Source organism: Polycladidibacter stylochi, assembly GCF_001562055.1.
GTDB classification, from domain to species: domain Bacteria; phylum Pseudomonadota; class Alphaproteobacteria; order Rhizobiales; family Stappiaceae; genus Pseudovibrio; species Pseudovibrio stylochi.
On the sequence record NZ_LLWE01000019.1, the window covers coordinates 127,122 to 143,900 of the forward strand.

11 protein-coding genes are annotated in these 16,779 nt (G+C 44.5%); 5 read left to right on the forward strand and 6 right to left on the reverse strand.

Translation table 11 applies throughout. The annotated features are described in order from the left end of the window. Nucleotides 1–18: 18 nt before the first annotated feature. The 5 genes from AYK67_RS05740 to AYK67_RS05760 all read right to left on the reverse strand — a co-directional run bounded on the left by AYK67_RS05740 (nucleotide 19) and on the right by AYK67_RS05760 (nucleotide 9,576). Nucleotides 19–2,895, reverse strand: a complete 2,877-nt coding sequence (locus AYK67_RS05740; protein WP_068083581.1) for an EAL domain-containing protein — start codon at nucleotides 2,893–2,895, stop codon at nucleotides 19–21. 322 nt (nucleotides 2,896–3,217) lie between these two features. Beyond that, on the reverse strand, nucleotides 3,218–4,216 hold the full coding sequence (locus AYK67_RS05745) for a hypothetical protein (protein WP_068083583.1): 999 nt from the start codon (nucleotides 4,214–4,216) through the stop codon (nucleotides 3,218–3,220). Nucleotides 4,217–4,434: 218 nt separating this feature from the next. Beyond that, on the reverse strand, nucleotides 4,435–7,572 hold the full coding sequence (locus tag AYK67_RS05750) for an efflux RND transporter permease subunit (protein WP_068083586.1): 3,138 nt from the start codon (nucleotides 7,570–7,572) through the stop codon (nucleotides 4,435–4,437). A 3-nt stretch (nucleotides 7,573–7,575) separates the two neighbouring features. Then, nucleotides 7,576–8,727 carry an efflux RND transporter periplasmic adaptor subunit gene (locus AYK67_RS05755; RefSeq protein ID WP_068083588.1) on the reverse strand — a complete coding sequence of 384 codons (1,152 nt, stop codon included), beginning with the start codon at nucleotides 8,725–8,727 and terminating at the stop codon, nucleotides 7,576–7,578. 213 nt (nucleotides 8,728–8,940) lie between these two features. Beyond that, complete coding sequence (locus AYK67_RS05760; protein WP_068083589.1) at nucleotides 8,941–9,576, reverse strand: DapH/DapD/GlmU-related protein; 636 nt, start codon at nucleotides 9,574–9,576, stop codon at nucleotides 8,941–8,943. 98 nt (nucleotides 9,577–9,674) lie between these two features. Here AYK67_RS05760 and AYK67_RS05765 point away from each other — a divergent pair, with 98 nt between their 5' ends. From AYK67_RS05765 to AYK67_RS05775, 3 genes are all read left to right on the forward strand, one after another. After that, nucleotides 9,675–10,469 carry a potassium channel family protein gene (locus AYK67_RS05765; RefSeq protein WP_068083591.1) on the forward strand — a complete coding sequence of 265 codons (795 nt, stop codon included), beginning with the start codon at nucleotides 9,675–9,677 and terminating at the stop codon, nucleotides 10,467–10,469. A 180-nt stretch (nucleotides 10,470–10,649) separates the two neighbouring features. Then, nucleotides 10,650–12,101, forward strand: a complete 1,452-nt coding sequence (locus AYK67_RS05770) for a tetratricopeptide repeat protein (protein WP_068083594.1) — start codon at nucleotides 10,650–10,652, stop codon at nucleotides 12,099–12,101. Beyond that, the gene (locus AYK67_RS05775) at nucleotides 12,098–13,264 is read left to right on the forward strand and encodes an OpgC family protein (protein WP_068083597.1); all 1,167 of its coding nucleotides are present in this window, start codon (nucleotides 12,098–12,100) and stop codon (nucleotides 13,262–13,264) included. Before AYK67_RS05770 ends, AYK67_RS05775 begins: the two co-directional genes overlap by 4 nt. Nucleotides 13,265–13,287: 23 nt before the next feature. Here the strand turns inward: AYK67_RS05775 and mdoH are convergent, their stop codons facing one another. After that, nucleotides 13,288–15,264 carry a glucans biosynthesis glucosyltransferase MdoH gene (gene mdoH, locus AYK67_RS05780; RefSeq protein ID WP_068083599.1) on the reverse strand — a complete coding sequence of 659 codons (1,977 nt, stop codon included), beginning with the start codon at nucleotides 15,262–15,264 and terminating at the stop codon, nucleotides 13,288–13,290. 105 nt (nucleotides 15,265–15,369) lie between these two features. Here mdoH and AYK67_RS05785 point away from each other — a divergent pair, with 105 nt between their 5' ends. Next, nucleotides 15,370–16,347 carry a zinc-dependent alcohol dehydrogenase gene (locus AYK67_RS05785; protein ID WP_068083601.1) on the forward strand — a complete coding sequence of 326 codons (978 nt, stop codon included), beginning with the start codon at nucleotides 15,370–15,372 and terminating at the stop codon, nucleotides 16,345–16,347. Between the two features lie 25 nt (nucleotides 16,348–16,372). Then, nucleotides 16,373–16,777 carry a 6-pyruvoyl trahydropterin synthase family protein gene (locus tag AYK67_RS05790; RefSeq protein WP_068083605.1) on the forward strand — a complete coding sequence of 135 codons (405 nt, stop codon included), beginning with the start codon at nucleotides 16,373–16,375 and terminating at the stop codon, nucleotides 16,775–16,777. The last annotated feature ends 2 nt before the right edge of the window (nucleotides 16,778–16,779 follow it).

The following is a 16,779-nucleotide window of genomic DNA, read 5'->3' on the forward strand; positions in this document are numbered from 1 at the left end:
GGAAAGTAGGCATGCCAATTAATTAGCTAAGGGCAACTTTTGGCCTATCATATCCGGTATAAACTCAGGGGCCAAAGGCTTGGCAAAATAAAAACCCTGAGCGTATTCGCAATTCATTTTTTTAAGAATTCTGGCTTGTTTTTCACTCTCAACGCCTTCGGCAATAACTTTCAAGCCAAGCATTTGCGATAGCTTTACAATTGCCTCAACTATATTTCTGTTATCTTTACTTGAAGAAATTGCCGCCACAAAACTACGGTCTATTTTCATGGTATCAAATGTATATCGCCTTAGAAAACTTAAGGAGGAATAACCAGTCCCGAAGTCATCCATAGCAATGCTTACTCCCATTTCACGAAGAGATTTAATCACCTCGATCACATGGTCATCATTACTTAAAACGGTTGTTTCTGTTATTTCTAACTCCAGCTGGTGTGAAGCGAGACCAGTTTCTAGCAGTAGCTGGCGCAAGTCCTTCACCAGGCTGCCATCTTCAACCTGTTTGGGTGATAGATTAACAGCAACTTTCAACTCTAAAGGCCACCTTGCAGCTTCATGGCATGCTTTTTCCAGCACGACGCGCCCAATTTCCTGCATTAATCCCGTTTCTTCGGCGATTGAAATAAAATGAGCTGGAGAGAGCAAGCCGTGTTTGGGGTGCTGCCAACGTACAAGTGCTTCAAAGCCGATCAACTTACTGGTACTTAAATCTACCTGCGGCTGGTAGTGGAGTATAAATTCATCTCGCTCCAGCGCCCAGCGCAATTCCGAGGAGAACCGCTGTTGCATTTGAATCCGTTTGGCAAGGCGCTCTTGAAAAAAGCAGTAGGTGTTACGCCCTTCCTCTTTAGCTTGATAAAGAGCCAAGTCCGCTTGCTTTAGCAATTGGTCAACAGGTACGGTTTCATCCATAACCAAGAGTATACCGATACTTACACCAACGGTTATTTCATGCCCATCCAAATAACAGGGGCGCGAGAGTAATGCGATAATTCTTTTCGCTTGTTGTTCCAATGACTTATGCGTTGCATTTTCTGCTGTGATAACAGCAAACTCATCCCCCCCCAAGCGCACAACCATTTCATTTTCGCGAAGATTTTCGCGCAACACCTTCCCCACATGGCAAAGTAGTTTATCACCAGTGGCATGACCCAGACTATCATTTACAGTTTTAAACTGATCGAGATCCATCCATAAAATGCCGAAAGTCTGTTTTGTCCGGCGCAAATGGGCAAGCTTCTCGCTTAAGTGCCTTTGCATAAGCAACCTGTTAGGCAGCTGCGTTAGCGCATCATGTGTAGCCAGATAAGAAAGGTGATCACTAACACGCTTTCGGTCCGTGATATCCTCAAATGTACATACCCAACCTCCACCGTGAACCGGTGAAACTGACATCTCAATTGATCGGCCGCTATTTAAAGAAAATACATGCACAATATTATTGATGGATAGAAATTCGGAGCCAGATTCATCGCCTGTCATCACATCCTTATCGGTTGTTGACAGCATTATCTTGAACAGGCTTTCCCAGCTTTTCCCTGGAAATACACTTGACGCACGCAGGCTAAACATGCTGATGAATCTATTGTTCGTTCTAATGAGATTGCGGTTGGCGTCAAACAAACACAACCCTTGAATCATACTGTTAATAGCCGCTTCGAATTGCGTGTTTTGAACTCTAAGCTCTTTCTCCTGAACAAGTAGTTTTTCCTGCTGTTTTTCTATATTTACTCTTAAGTCCTCTCGTTCCTTTACTGATTTTTGCATCAGAACAGCTGCTCTTGCAATGTCCCCGACCTCATCTGATCGTTCGCCCCCTTGAATTTCTCCATTATAATTACGCTCTGTAACAGCAGAAAGAGCTTTGGTGATTTCTTTTAGAGGTGATGTAATATTTACTGAAATTGCTAGTGCAACAAAGATAACCACAATAATGCAAAAAACAGCAAAACCTACAATTCTTGTAAGCGTATATATTTTCGCTTCTTCACCTAGTGAAGAAATAATTGCAATAACTTCTTGGAAAATCACGGCTGAATTAACAGCACAAATACGTAAATCTCTGGGACCTGAGTCGCAAAGAACATAGTTTCCTTTAAGCTTTTTCAGATCACCATAACTAAATTCATTAATGTCACTAATCGACGCTTGATCCAGATCATCGACAGTCGTTGAAACAACTTCACCCCTGTAGAAAACAATAATATTTATATTCGTTATACTCTTAAAGCTTTCCAAAATACGATCATGGTACCGCATCCATTTTTGCGCCACCAGTATTGCATCCAATTGGCCATTGTCATTAAAAATCGGGGCTATGGTTACTTCGGCGGCTGAGCCCATAATTTCTTTGCCAATGATAGAACCCAATTCTTTTGCCGGTATGATGCCATAAAACTCAAGCGCGTTGGGTTTGAGCCTTTGACGTAATATCCCTTTTAGTAAACTTGTGAACCCTTGTTGCTCAAGATATCCTCTCAACACATTTGGTTCTAATTCGGGGTTTGAAGACCCTAAAATTTTACTGTTTACGTTGAACAGTATTAGCCCGTCCATCCCCATTGTATTGTTATATTGCTGTAACTCTTTTGAGATAACTGTGTAATTCTCATTATGCATTGCTTCTAGAAAGCTCGGTTGCCTTGCAATACTGGCAACACGATTAGCAATATCGTCCATTTCCTTAGTTATACTTGTAGACAAGTGTTGCAGATCGCTACGCATTACACGGTTAAATTGCTTTTCAGCTAGAACTTCAAATTTATCAGTTTGTTTTTTAAAAGTTAACTCTAGTTGAAAAATAACAAGAGATGTTAACCCAATAAAAGTTAGTGTCACCAGTATGACAGCAGAGACAATTAGTTTTTGAGCTATCGTCGGTCCTTTATTGCTCAATAATTATCTCCAGATTTGTAGGGCAGATTTTCGCAGCATATCTAACATTTACTAGTAGTTGGCTAATATCTATAATTAATAGCCCGTGAATACTTCAATAATTACCAAGATATAACGACCCTGTTGCATCTGTTGCGTGAAGATGAAATAGCCTTTCTCAAGTCGCAATTAAGGCGCGAAGTTCAAAGGAAAGTGGTTTTTGATGGAACAGCACAGGAAGTACTCGATAATGCAGCGCTTCGGCAAGAGTACCTTGCTATTTAGGGCTTTCTTCCATCCTCAACTGGGGCAATTTCGGCTGCCCTCTTTTTTTGCTGCTTGGTTATATTGACTGAGTTTGGCGCATATCGAAGGCCAAAAACTCTTGAAGGGTCATTGGCGGGATTAAATTCGGTTGCATGCCCGATATAATATCCTGCCAGTACCTGAGGTAGATTTTATTGAAATCAAATTGCTTTTGCAGATACTCTTGACGTTTCTTCGCCAAAAAAACCGGCGTAATCTGCGCAAGGTTTTTCACAATAATTACGGGTAGCCCTTCGTACAAACTATCTAGAGGAGACGTTAAAACAATGGGGATGACCCCTAATGAAATCGACTCCCATAGAGCCGGATCATCCTTGCCGCTTGGTGTGATACAAAGCGAAAACAAGTAGTTTGATCGATATTGGAGTGTCTCTTGATAAATGGGAGATTGTTGATAGAGCTCAACGGAACTGCTGTTGATATGCGGCTTTAACAGCTCGAAGTTCATCACTTCATCAACGTGACGCCAATTCACAAGCGCTACAGGTTTTCTTTGTTCTAGCGCAGGCGCGGTACATCGCAATGCAATGATCTCTTGTTCCAGCTCCTTTGGAGTTTCAAAAAAAGACCAATAACAGCTATCGTATTTAAGACCAACAGGCAGCCCAGTCACTTTTGGGTGTTCAAAATCCAGATTTTGTGCAAACCAGCGAACGAGTAATGGCGTATCAAGAAGTGACTTGAGAAATTGTGAAGAAAACTCGTATTCCGAGATACTTTTTGTGCTACCGCCAGTTATTAATGAAAAGGGCTTCGTAAGCATTGGTAGGTACTTATTATAGAAACCCTCAAGCATATCGGTTCTAATAAATATTGGCGCTCCAGCCGGCAAGTCATTGATACCTGCTAGATTAGACTCCATTAAACGTGCAGGATAAACACCCGACTGATTTGGGCAGCTTTGAGCAATACCATTCACAGATACATAGGCACAGGCAGCCTCGTTGCGTAGCTTGGGCCAGCGCTGATAAATTTTGCGTCTTAGGGCTTTTTGTATGTAGTGCTCATGTTTCACGGAATTCCACTAACCAATAACGCTGAGTAAAGCAATCTATTAGTCTATGTTTTCACAATGCTTTTTTTTTCGAAACTCCGAGATAGTTCCAATCAATTATTACTGTTTAAATTTTAGTAAAATACCTCTTTTCTATTTGGGGCTTGTTAATTAATAGAAAAAGCCGCAGGTCATTCAACCTGCGGCATTTGCACTGCTTTAATTATGAAGCGTTTTACTTACAACCCAGCGCGGGCTGCGTTTTCCTTCTCTGGTGTCCAACCTGCTTTTTCACGCATCCACTGGAATGCCGTATAAAGGGTCGGGATAAGGAAAATGCCAACGGTAAATGATGTCACCATGCCCGAAAGTACGGGCACACCAACCGCCACCATAGCACCCGCTCCCGGGCCTTTCGAGATTACGAGCGGTACGAGCCCTGCCGAAAACGCAAGCGAGGTCATCATCACCGGGCGAAAACGTAAACGCGCACCTTCGATTGCCGATTCCACCAGACCATAACCATGGGTTCTTTTTTCTAGCGAGAACTCATTCATCAAAATAGCGTTCTTACCGGCAAGCGCAATCAAGATAACCAGACCAATTTGCGCATAAACGTCAAACGCCAGACCAAAGATCCAAAGACTGGCCAACGCACCGGTAATGGCCGGAGCAACTGACAGCAAAACAGGTATGGGAGTGTTCCAACTCTCATAGAGCGCAACAAGGAACAGATATGCAAACAAAAAGGCCAAGCTTAACACAATAACCGTTTGACCCGCTGATTGTTGCTGCTCCAGTGCAAGTCCGGTCCATTCAAAGGCATAACCATCTGGTAATGCTGTTTTTGAAATTGCCTCCATGGAGGTCATGGCTTGACCAAGACCGGCACCCGGTGCGGCATTCCCGTTAAAACTCACAGCCCGATAGTTGTTGTAACGGGTTATCGAGTTCGCCCCACGGGTTAAGCTGGTATCAATAACGGAAGAGAGCTCAACCATTTCACCGTCTTTGGTGCGTACATTGATCTTGCCGATATCCGAAAGCTCAGAGCGGTATTGCTTTTCGGCTTGCAAGCGCACAGACCATGTCCGGCCCAGCAAGTTAAAGTCGTTGATGTAGTAGCCACCCAACGTGGCTTGCAAAGCGTTATATACGCTTGCAATATCAAGACCAAGAACCTGAGCCTTATCACGATCAAGGTCCACATGAACTTGCGGTGTTGCAGCTTCGAATGTGGTAAAGAAGCCAGAAATATCTTCGGACTGATTTGCTGCCACAATCAAGGCATTACTGATGGCAGCAAGTTCTGTCGGATCCTGCCCCTCAAGCGCTTCCATAACATATTCAAAACCGCCAACAGAGCCTAAACCATCAATAGCCGGAGGGTTCACAGGAAAATAAACGGCATCCGGCAGCGCAGCCAAGGCCCTATACATGCGAAAGACAAACGCAAACGACGATAAATCGCGTGATGTGCGCTCCTCATAATCCTTAAGCTTCACAAAAATAACACCGGCATTAGATGTCGTACCACCTGCCAGCAAGTTAAAGCCTGACACAATGGTCGTATCTTTTACCGCTGGATCCCTATGAATTATATCATCGGCCTTTTTTAGTGCAGCTTCCGTTCGGTTGAGCGAGGCCCCTGGCGGCAAGTTCACCAACACCATTGCGTAGCCTTTGTCCTCGGCCGGAACAAAGCCATCAGGTGTTTTGCTGGTAATAAACATCGCCAAAAGAACACAACCTACTACCACGGGTATAGAAAGCGCCGATAGATGCACAATACGCTTAATGATATTGGCGTAGCCATGCCCTAGATTATCAATCCAGCGGGTGACTTTCGCCATAGGACCGGAAAGCTCGCCAGGGCGCATCAAGATAGCACACAAGGCAGGCGACAATGTTAAAGCGTTTACAGCCGAAAGAACCATCGCCGCTGATATTGTAATCGCGAATTCACGGAACAATACCCCGGTAGAACCGGGCAGGAAAGCAACAGGGACAAATACAGATAACAGCACGAAAGTGATCGCGAGCACAGGCCCGGCAATTTCTGAAACTGCTTTACTGGTTGCTTTTGCCGGACTTAAGTCCGGCTCCTCGTGCATTATTCGCTCCACATTCTCAACCACGATAATGGCATCATCCACCACAATACCAATGGCAAGCACCAATGCGAGCAATGAAACAGTATTTGCCGTGTATCCGAGAATGTATGAGACAGCAACAGCACCGATAATGGCAACAGGCACCGCTACCAAGGGAATAACTGTTGCCCGCATGCGTCCTAAGAACACGTAGACAACAACAGTTACAAGTACAAAACCCTCTAAGAGTGTATGCAGCACCTTCTTGATCATCTCGTTTACAAACAACGAGGTATCAAACATAGAAGTTACTTCAAAATCATCCGGGAACCGCTCTTTGAGTGTTTCAATGCGGTAATTCACAGCTTCAGCAACTGCTACAGCATTTGCCCCGGGGGTTAGGAAAATACCCACCATAGCAGATTCTTGCTGGTTAAACTTAGCCTCGGCATCAAATGACGCAGAGTTCAGCTCAACCCGTGCCACATCAGAAAGGCGAACATATGAACCATCTTTATTCGCACGCAATATGATGTTGCTGAACTCTTCTGGACTCAGCAAACGCCCTTTTGCTGTCACAGTAAACTGGAGCTTTTGGTCATTATTTACAGGTGCAGCGCCAACACGGCCAACAGCTGCTTGTTTGTTTTGGCTTTGCACCGCTCTGATGACATCTTCCGTTGTCATATTGAGCGTGCGTAGCTTATCAGTATCTACCCATATGCGCATGGAGTACTCACGTGCCCCCATGACCATAGCATCACCCACACCATTGATACGCTTCAGCTCGTCAATGATGTTTATCGATACGTAGTTAGAGATAAACAGTCCGTCATGTGTTGCCTTGGGCGAAAAGAACGCAAAGCCCATGAGCATATCGCCTGCCCGCTTTTGCACACTCACGCCAAGATCACGCACTTCACGCGGTAGCTTTGATTCAATTGCGCTCACGCGGTTTTGCACATTAACAGCAGCAATATCAGGGTTAACCCCCAACTCAAAATAGATGGTAAGCGCGTAAGTGCCGTCACTTGATGAGGTGGACTTCATATAACGCATGCCATCCACACCATTGACCGACCCTTCAATGGGCTGGGCCACACTTTCTTCTAGTGTTTTGGCATCAGCACCAATATAGGCAGCCGTTACCTGCACTGTTGGTGGGGCAATTGTTGGGTACTGCGATACAGGAATAACCTTAATCGCAATTATACCAACCAAAACAATGACAATTGAGACAACGAGCGCCAGCCTTGGCCTACGGATAAAAACATCATAGATCATGGGTTATTGCCCTGCTAATTGCGCTTTGACAGTTACACCGGGTCTTACTTTTTGAATACCAGAGGTGATTACCAGCTCACCTTCAGTCAGACCCTTTTTCACGATGACCAGGCCATCTCTTTGTGAAGCAATTTCGATACGCTTTTGCTGGACTTTGTTCTCTTTATCAACAGTAAGCAGGTAGGCACCTTCTTGGTCCAGCAGCAAAGCATTTTGCGGAACGGTTAGAACCGGCTTTTGGTTCTTTTCACTTATGACAATATCAACCAATTGTTTATCGAAGAGAACATTGCCTGGATTTGGAAAGACCACACGTGCTGTGACCGTATCCGTTCCTGGATTGGCTTGCGCGTCCAAAAAGTCCAATGTGCCTTCTTTGTTATAAAATGATCCATCTGTTAAGCGTAGCTTGACGCTCAACTGAGACGCATCAACATGTAACATTTTACTTTTCATAATTGTTGCTTGAGGTATAGGAAACGCAACCCTGATGGGATCGAGAGATGTTACAGTCGCTAATGTACCGCTTGCCGCTGTCACATAGGCACCTTCTTGGTAGTTGGCTTTGCTGATAACACCCGTCACAGGCGCTTTGATTTCGGTGTATGATAAATTCAGCTTAGCAAGTTCCAGCTCGGCTTTTCGTTGCTCCAAGGAAGCATTGGCCTGCTTCAAGTTGGCTTTCGCTGTATCAAGCTCTGATACCGAGATTGTATCTTTGTCGACAAGTTGTTTTTTTCGGTCAAAATCCACTTTCGCCAAATCAACCTGTGCCTGCGCGAACTCCATGTTTGCTTCGGCTTGATCTACGGCAAAAACATAGGGTTTCCGTTCGATTTCGAACAGCGTTTGCCCTTCATTAACCGACTGGCCTTCTTTGAATAGGAATTTACCCAAAAACCCGCCGACACGGGCAATTAGGGCAACATTGCTAATTGATTCTGTGCGACCAGCGTAAACTAAAGACGCATCCACCTGTTGCATCTTTGCTTTTTCAACAATGACTGCTGGAGCCGGTGCCCCTTCTGGCGATGGCTGTGCGTATGCACCAGTTGAAAAAAGTAGTCCAAGGGCGGAAATTGCAATTATTCTTTGGCTAGTATGCTTTACGTTACGCAAACACAAGGCTTGACGCACTCTTTTTCTTATTTTCATGGGGTCCACTCATGCGCAAACAACTCAACCTATCGCAAAGTTAAGCAATATTCACAACTATTTCATTAAGATATAGTCTTCGGTTTTTCATTGTAGCCAGTTTACCAGCTAAAATTCATTGCCGAGATTATGCATGATGCAAACCCAAAAGCCTGTGATTGCAATCACAGGCTTTATTTATTTCACATGTTAACAATATATAAGCAGTGATAATTACTTGTATTTCTCAATAAAGGCATCGATTGATAGCGCTCTAATATCTTTTAGACTCGCCTTTAATTTATCTCTGGGCCAATCCCAATAGGCAATTTCCATCAGCTCTTCCGCCTGTTGGGAGGTAAACCTTGATTTAATTGACCGTGCCGGTACTCCCGCTACTATCTCATAGGGTCGTACATCTTTACTCACAACGGCACCTGCACCAATAACTGCGCCCGTACCAACATTAACACCTGCAAGTATGGTCACACCATGGCCAATCCAAACATCATGGCCAATTGTAACCCAATGTTGGCGGCGGTGATTGAAGAAATCATCATCATCAGACCCCAAGTTGTAACTTTGGGAACGATAAGTCCAATGATGTTGGCTGGCACGCCAAACCGGATGGTTGCCAGGGTTAATACGACAGTCACTGGCTATTGAGCAAAATTTCCCTATTGTTGCCCATATGGCCTGGCCGCGTGCACAAATGTACGAGTAGTCGCCCATCTCCACCTCTTCCAAAGAGGTATTTTCTCCAACCGATGTCCACAATCCAAGTTCACAGCCAATTACCAATGCATTCCCATGGATTTTCGGCTTTTCTCCCAAACCACTTGTCGACGCATGTACATGTTCTTTTTGCATAACAACAATTCCCAATCTAAAGCAATATCACCGCAAGGTTGCGCTTAATATAAGAGACTATTATTTTAAGGAGAGTTTTGTTCTCTTTTGGTATCTGCATGCATAAACAGCAAAATAAATTTCGGATCTTACTACGTAAGCTATATTTTGGTGATGGTAAACTAAGCCTATTTTGGCGCTGGGGATTGTTTACCTTTGATATCATCACGATTGGTTATTTCTTAATTACTGCCACGCTAGATTTAAGCCATACTGCCCTCGACTTACATCAGATCGACTACATAATCGGCTTTGTTCTGCTCACCGATTATTTCTTTAGAATATATATTTCTGCCCGACCGGTTAAAAGTTGTTTCGAGGCAACTGCACTCGCGGACCTACTGGTTATCCTCTCGCTTTTTGCAGCTGCATTTATCGAAAATCTGGGCTTCTTGCGTGTGGTTCGCATGCTGCGCTTACTGCGATCCTATCACGTCCTGAAAGACCTTAGAAACGCGTCCAAATGGTTCGCCAAAAATGAAGAAATCATCCATTCTGCACTGAACCTATTTGTTTTTATCTTTGTCATTAGCGCTATTGTTTATGTTCTTGAGGCCCATTTAAACCCGGCTATCAATTCATTTATGGATGCGCTCTATTTTACTGTCACCACGCTGACAACCACCGGCTATGGCGATATTACAATGAGCGATACTCTAGGTCGCGGCATTACAATCATCATTATGATATTTGGTGTGGCCTTATTTCTACGGCTGGTACAAACCATATTCCGTCCTGCAAAAGTACGTTACCCCTGCCCGACCTGCGGTTTGAACCGACATGATCCAGACGCTGTTCACTGCAAGCACTGCGGAAATACACTCAAAATTCCCAGCGAAGGTGATTGGCAGTAATCTTTTAGAAACTCAAGCCATCTAATATATCTTCGTCAGGCTGGTATGACCAGTTCACCAGCGCTCATTTAGAAAGCGCAGACACGGCGATCACTTGTGGCGATGAACTAGCGAAAAGTAACCTATTCATCGCCCATTTTGCTCCATAGCAGTCTGATTGGGAATAGCAGCAACTGCGACATGCTATTTGCTCAACTTGCCACTGTTCATGGGACAACCACAATGCATTGCGACCAATTCGCCCTACCCTTAACGATCCACTCGCAAGATGCACTGGTAAGCTGGAATAAATGTGTACTCGCATTTCTGCAACACGGAAGCAAAACGCCCGACTACCTTCAGGCAACGCTCTCACAAGACGAAAACTTTGCATTGGCCCACGCGGTGCGCGGCTTAATGCTGCTATTGCTTGCCAAACGAGAATTAGTGCTAGAAGCACATAAGTCACTTCGCAAAGCAAAAGAAATTGCTCGAGCTATCAAGCAAAGTAAACGTGAGCTGGTATATGTTGATGCGCTTGAGATGTGGCTTGAAGGACGCCCGAGTGCCGCTGCCGCTTGCCTTGAGGCTTGTAATTCCAATTATCCCGATGATGCTTTGATGTTTAAAATTGGCCAAGCAATGCGCTTTATTCTTGGCCACTCCTCACGAATGCGGCAGGCCTGCGAAGTAATAGCGCCAAAACAGAATATTGATTTAGCAACCCATGGGTATGTTTTGGGTTGTTTTGCATTCTCGCTAGAGGAAACCGGAGATTATGTGCGGGCCCGTTCAACCGGATTGGCAGCACTGGAACGAAACCCAAAAGATGCTTGGGCTTTGCATGCTGTAGCGCATTGCTATGATATGTGCGGCCAAAGCAAAGAGGGTATTTTGTGGCTAAAGAACAGGCGAGAGCTGTTTGCGAACTGCAATAACTTTTCCTATCACTTATGGTGGCATTTGGCATTAATGCATCTGGACCAAGGGCAATATGTTGAAGTGCTTGATTTATATGACACAAAAGTACGTGCAGAGCATACAGATGATTTTCGCGATATTTCCAACGCCGCTTCACTGCTGCTTCGCTTAGAGCTGGAAGGTATTGATGTTGGCGCGCGTTGGCAGGAACTGACGGAAATTAGCGAGCATCGTTTAAACGACATGTCAAACATGTTTGCCAGCCTACACTACCTCACAAGTCTACTGGCTGGCGGGGAGCAAACATGTGTTGAGCAGTTACAAACCTGCCTCAGCCAATTTGCGCACAATACAAGTGACGAATTAGGCGCAACAGCGAAACTTAGTGCCCTGCCAGAGGCTTACGGACTCGCCCACTTCAGCCATGGCAACTATCTTTCCGCTTATCATTATATGGCCCAAGCCAGACCAAACCTAATTCGTATTGGTGGCAGCCATGCACAACGCGATATTTTTGAACGCATAATTATAGAATCAGCGTTGCGAGCTGGACTTATTACCGAATGCCGCAGCTTACTTGAGGACAGACGGCGCTATCGCGGGGGAGACGACCACTTTGGACGCACCCGCCTTACCGCTTGTGAGCGAATGACCGAGCAATTAGCATCTCCATTATACAGCTCCAAGATGCGAACTCGTAGTTATGGCCACTCGTTTGGAGTGGGTATTTGAAAGCTGACGCAGCAAGGCCAAGCAAACCTCTATTTGATGATCTGCGCGATATTCGGCTAGATTTTTTCCGTGGGCTTGCCATGGCAATTATATTTATTGCGCACTTTCCCGATAATCAGTTGACGCTCTGGATACCTGCCCGTTTTGGCTATTCTGATGCTACAGAAATATTTGTTTTTTGCTCCGGCATGGCTTCAGGACTGGCATTTGGAAAAGTCTATCAGAAAAAAGGATATATACAAGGAACACAAAAGATTAGCTTTCGTATCTGGCAAGTCTATTGGGCACATATTTGTCAGTTTATCGTTATCGCAAGTATTCTGATTTACCTGACTACGAACTTTTCCTTTAATCGCGATTATGTAGATGATTTAAATCTCTATCCTTTTTTTAAGGAACCCACATACAATCTTCCAGCCCTGCTATATTTGGGATACGTTCCAAATTACTTCGACATTCTGCCCCTATATCTGATTATTCTAGCTGCGATACCGCTTGTTATTGCCGTTGAGCGCTATTTTGGAGCAACTGTGGCAATGTTGTTTTGTCTCTCTGTCTGGGCAGTTTCCCAATTCAGTGTTTTGGAGCTCTCGGCTGAACCTTGGTCAAATCGAACTTGGTTTTTCAACCCCTTTGGTTGGCAAATACTGTTCTTCGTTGGTTTTGCACTGAGTAGTGGCTGGATTAAAATTTCACCATTCTTATATCATCGGGCATTGATATGGGCTTATAGCATTGTTTTGCTTATACTTATCCCCTTTGCGCATTATTCAATCAATCAAAGTATTCCCAGTTTTCATGGGTTGGCCGAGTTTTTGCGGCAATTGTCTCAAAAAACTGCTTTAGGCCCACTGCGCTTACTGCACTTTTACTGCCTCGCCATGATTGCTGTATATTTTTCCGGCCCTGAGGGCGCTAGATTGCATTGGCGTGCGCCATTTTCATATTTACAAATCTTCATCGTTGCATTGGGGCGCAATTCGCTTGCTGTTTTTATAGCAAGCCTTTTAATTTGCCAGCTACTGGCAATTGTGCGCGACCATAGTTTGGGACGTGGTAGCCTTCTTGTTGACTGTGGTTTTACTTTAATCGGCTTTCTTGTTCTTTATACGATTACGATTATTAGCCAGAATTATCGGGGGTACTTAAGACGTATTCTATAAAACACAGACCGTGCAACGTGTTATCATTCTGCTTTGCCTCTGTTTTCTCGCGCACGTAAGTGTGACAATGTCTCACCCGGATCGCTTTCTTCCGGAATACACCATAATTTTAGATTACGTGTCTTGGCACTCAATAGCGGCCCCGATGAATAAACAGCATAAGGAATAGCTATAAGTGGACCAATGACAACAAATGAGAGTAACCAGAGGCTGGAAAAGCCATAGGCTATCATGACCACCAGCCCAAGCACTCCCCACAGTGTGTGCAACTTCATAAGTCGGTAAGACTGCCCCCAAGTCATTTGATGGTTGCCTCTATGCTGCCTTGCCCACTTCTTTTTGCCAATTGTAAACAAGCCAATCATAAATTTCGTGTGAGAAAAAGCCAGAATAGGAGATATGAGAACAGAGAGGAGCAATTCACTAACAGCAGAATAGAGTAGTGCCAACATTCCTCCCATCTGATTACGTCGCTGCTTAGTGAGCAAACAATCAATGAGGCCCAAAAGCTTAGGGCTCATAACAACACACATCATAATAATCAGCAGTTTTGGCCCCAATTGTGGATCAAAATAAGTCACCCCTCCTGACTTCGTATGTATTTGCCATATTCCTGTTATTGTAGCGATAGCCACAAACCCGAGCCAAGCGGGAGAGCTGACGTACATTAGAATAGCCATTACAAGCTGTAGTCGGCTTAGCGCATTCAACTTGCTTTCGCCCAACAGAAGAAAGTATTGCAGGTTCCCATGACACCAGCGTAAATCCCGCTTGAGAAACTCAGAAAGGTTGACCGGGTTTTCTTCATAGCTGGTGGTCTCAAATGGCCACACACGCACATCATAACCGGCAGCATGCATCAACTTTGCCTCAAGCAAATCATGGCTAAGGATGGCCCCGCCCAGCGGACCACGAACGTTAACCGGAGAGAGTAAACAGTATTTTGTAAACGGCTTAATGCGAATAATGGCATTGTGCCCCCAATATGGCCCGTTATCGCCCAACCACCAAGCGGCTCCTATAGTATGAAGCCGCATGCCAATTCGCATGGACCATTGAAAAATCCTTGCAAATGCGGTTGGTGCAGGTCTTGCAATAACCAAGCCTTGTAGAATGCCCAGTTTAGGATCTGCATCCATTTTTTCTATGAGACTACAAATAGATGATGCGGACATATAACTATCAGCATCAAGTGGGATCATGTAAGTATACAAATGACCATATTGCTTGACAAATTGCGCGATATTTCCCGCCTTAAAGCCGGTATTCTCAGTTCGCCTTCGATATGTAATTGGCAGTTGAGATTGCCATTTGCCCTTAAGCTCTTGCAGCATCACGGCTTCATTTTCAATAATAACTGGCTCACTTGAATCACTAAGAATTGCTAATGCAATTTTACTAAGCTGTTTTTGTCGGTGCAAATCCTCAAGCATTGCATCCAGCTTGGCAGCAACTGAATTGCAGTCTTCATTACGAATGCAAGATACCAAAAGGGTTTGGTGTTTTTCTTTTTCTAAGCCTTCACCTGCCACTTTTATGGTTGAACATGAAGCGCCGGTGTAGACAATCTTTTCCAGCTTTTTTTGAGGTAATCTGAGAAGTAAAAATCCTAAGAATGTATTCCAAAAACCAAATACCAACCAAGGTAACGAGATGCAAAAACAAATGAATAGAGCAAGTTTAGATAAGAGGAAACCGCTTGAAAACAGCGTCATACCCATAAAAGCAACTAGGAATACCAAACTAAGCGAAGTGAGCGTTAGAAAAACCAACCTACGCCGGGTTTGAGTTTTCAGATTTTTTACATACTCGGGAGATTTATAAAGCTCCTGCCACTCAAGCGTGGCACCATTATTACTCAGCGTGGCGGTATGATGGCACTTGTTGCCATGAACAACCACAGAACTGAGTACTGTTTCCTTTGAGCTCTTGTGAGCATGGGACTGTGAAGCCTGGTTTTCTGCCTGTGTTTTTGGCAGTTTACGAGAGTACTCACGCATGGGTTTCGTAGCCCTTTTGTTTTTCTCCAAGTTTTCATGAATTCCTTAGGGTTGCGTTTCATCGCATACTAATAAGCGCCCCACCCCGAAAAACAGGGCGGTTTGATGAAAAAACTTGCGCATTCTCTCTGGTATAAAGCACCATATACTATTGATATATTTAAAGAAAACCTATCAAAACCCTCTAGTAACCACGTTTTACTAAAAGGGCTATTCTCTGGCATAAGCCGCGGCTCTGAAGCCCTTGTTTATCGCGGCGGTGTACCTGAGCAAGAATATAAGCACATGCGTGCGCCTATGCAGCAGGGGGAGTTCTCGTTCCCTGTTAAATACGGATACTGCTTTGTTGGTGAAGCGGTTGAGGACTTTCAGTACGGGGATAAAGGGCAGCGTTTCTTTAGCCTCGCACCGCATCAGGACTTCCAGTACATTTCACAGGATATGCTGATCCCTATTCCGCATGACATCCCATCTATTCGCGCCTGCCTGGCCGCCAATATGGAAACAGCTTTAAATGCAATATGGGATAGCTCAGCTAGTCTTGCGCAGTCCATAACTATCGTGGGTGGTGGGACTGTTGGCTGTTTGGTTGCTTATTTGCTGGCTCAATTACCCGCAACAAAAGTTCATCTTGTCGACATCAACCCGAAGCGCAAAACACTGGCTGAAACAATGGGAGGCATTTTTTGCTTACCAGCAATGGCCCCCGAGGAACAAGATGTGGTTTTTCATTGTAGTGCCAGTCATCAAGGCTTGCAAACTGCCATTAACTGCGCAGGGTTTGAGAGCGAAGTTGTTGAATTGTCTTGGTTTGGAGATCAAACTCTCCAATTGAATTTAGGGGGGAGCTTTCATCGTAAAAGACTTCGTTTACTGAGCAGTCAAGTTGGGCAGGTGAGCCAGCGGCAACGGGCGAGGCTAACCCACGCACAACGATTATCTAAATCTCTAGAGCTACTTAATAACCCCATACTCGATTGTCTTCTTGCGCCACCCATAGACTTTTTTAAAGCCCCTAAGTTGTTGCCCCCAATACTTGAAGGCAAGACAGACACCCTTTGTCAGACGATAAACTACAGTTAACAGAAAAAATATATAGGATTTTTTAATGTTCCATATCGAGGTGCGTGATCATATTATGATTGCACGTAAACTACACGGTGACGTTTTTGGGCCTGCAAATATGATACACGGTTCAACATTGATCGTTGATGTTGCCGTATTTGCCAAAACCTTGGGACCTCATGGAGTTGTTGCAGACCTTGGCAAACTCTCCGAAATCGTAAGGCAGATTCTTTTGCCGCTGAACTACCAACTGCTACATGAACTCCCCGCCTTTCAACAACAAAATGCCAGTGTCGAGGGTATCAGTCTCTATTTGCATGATCAGATTAAATCCGAGATTTTAGGGGGCGGGTTAGATCGCCTTTCTACAGAATTAGATCGGCTACGCATTTTAGTTGAAGAAACCCCAACAGCACGTGGCGGCTACGAAGCTGCACTTCACGAGTAAGT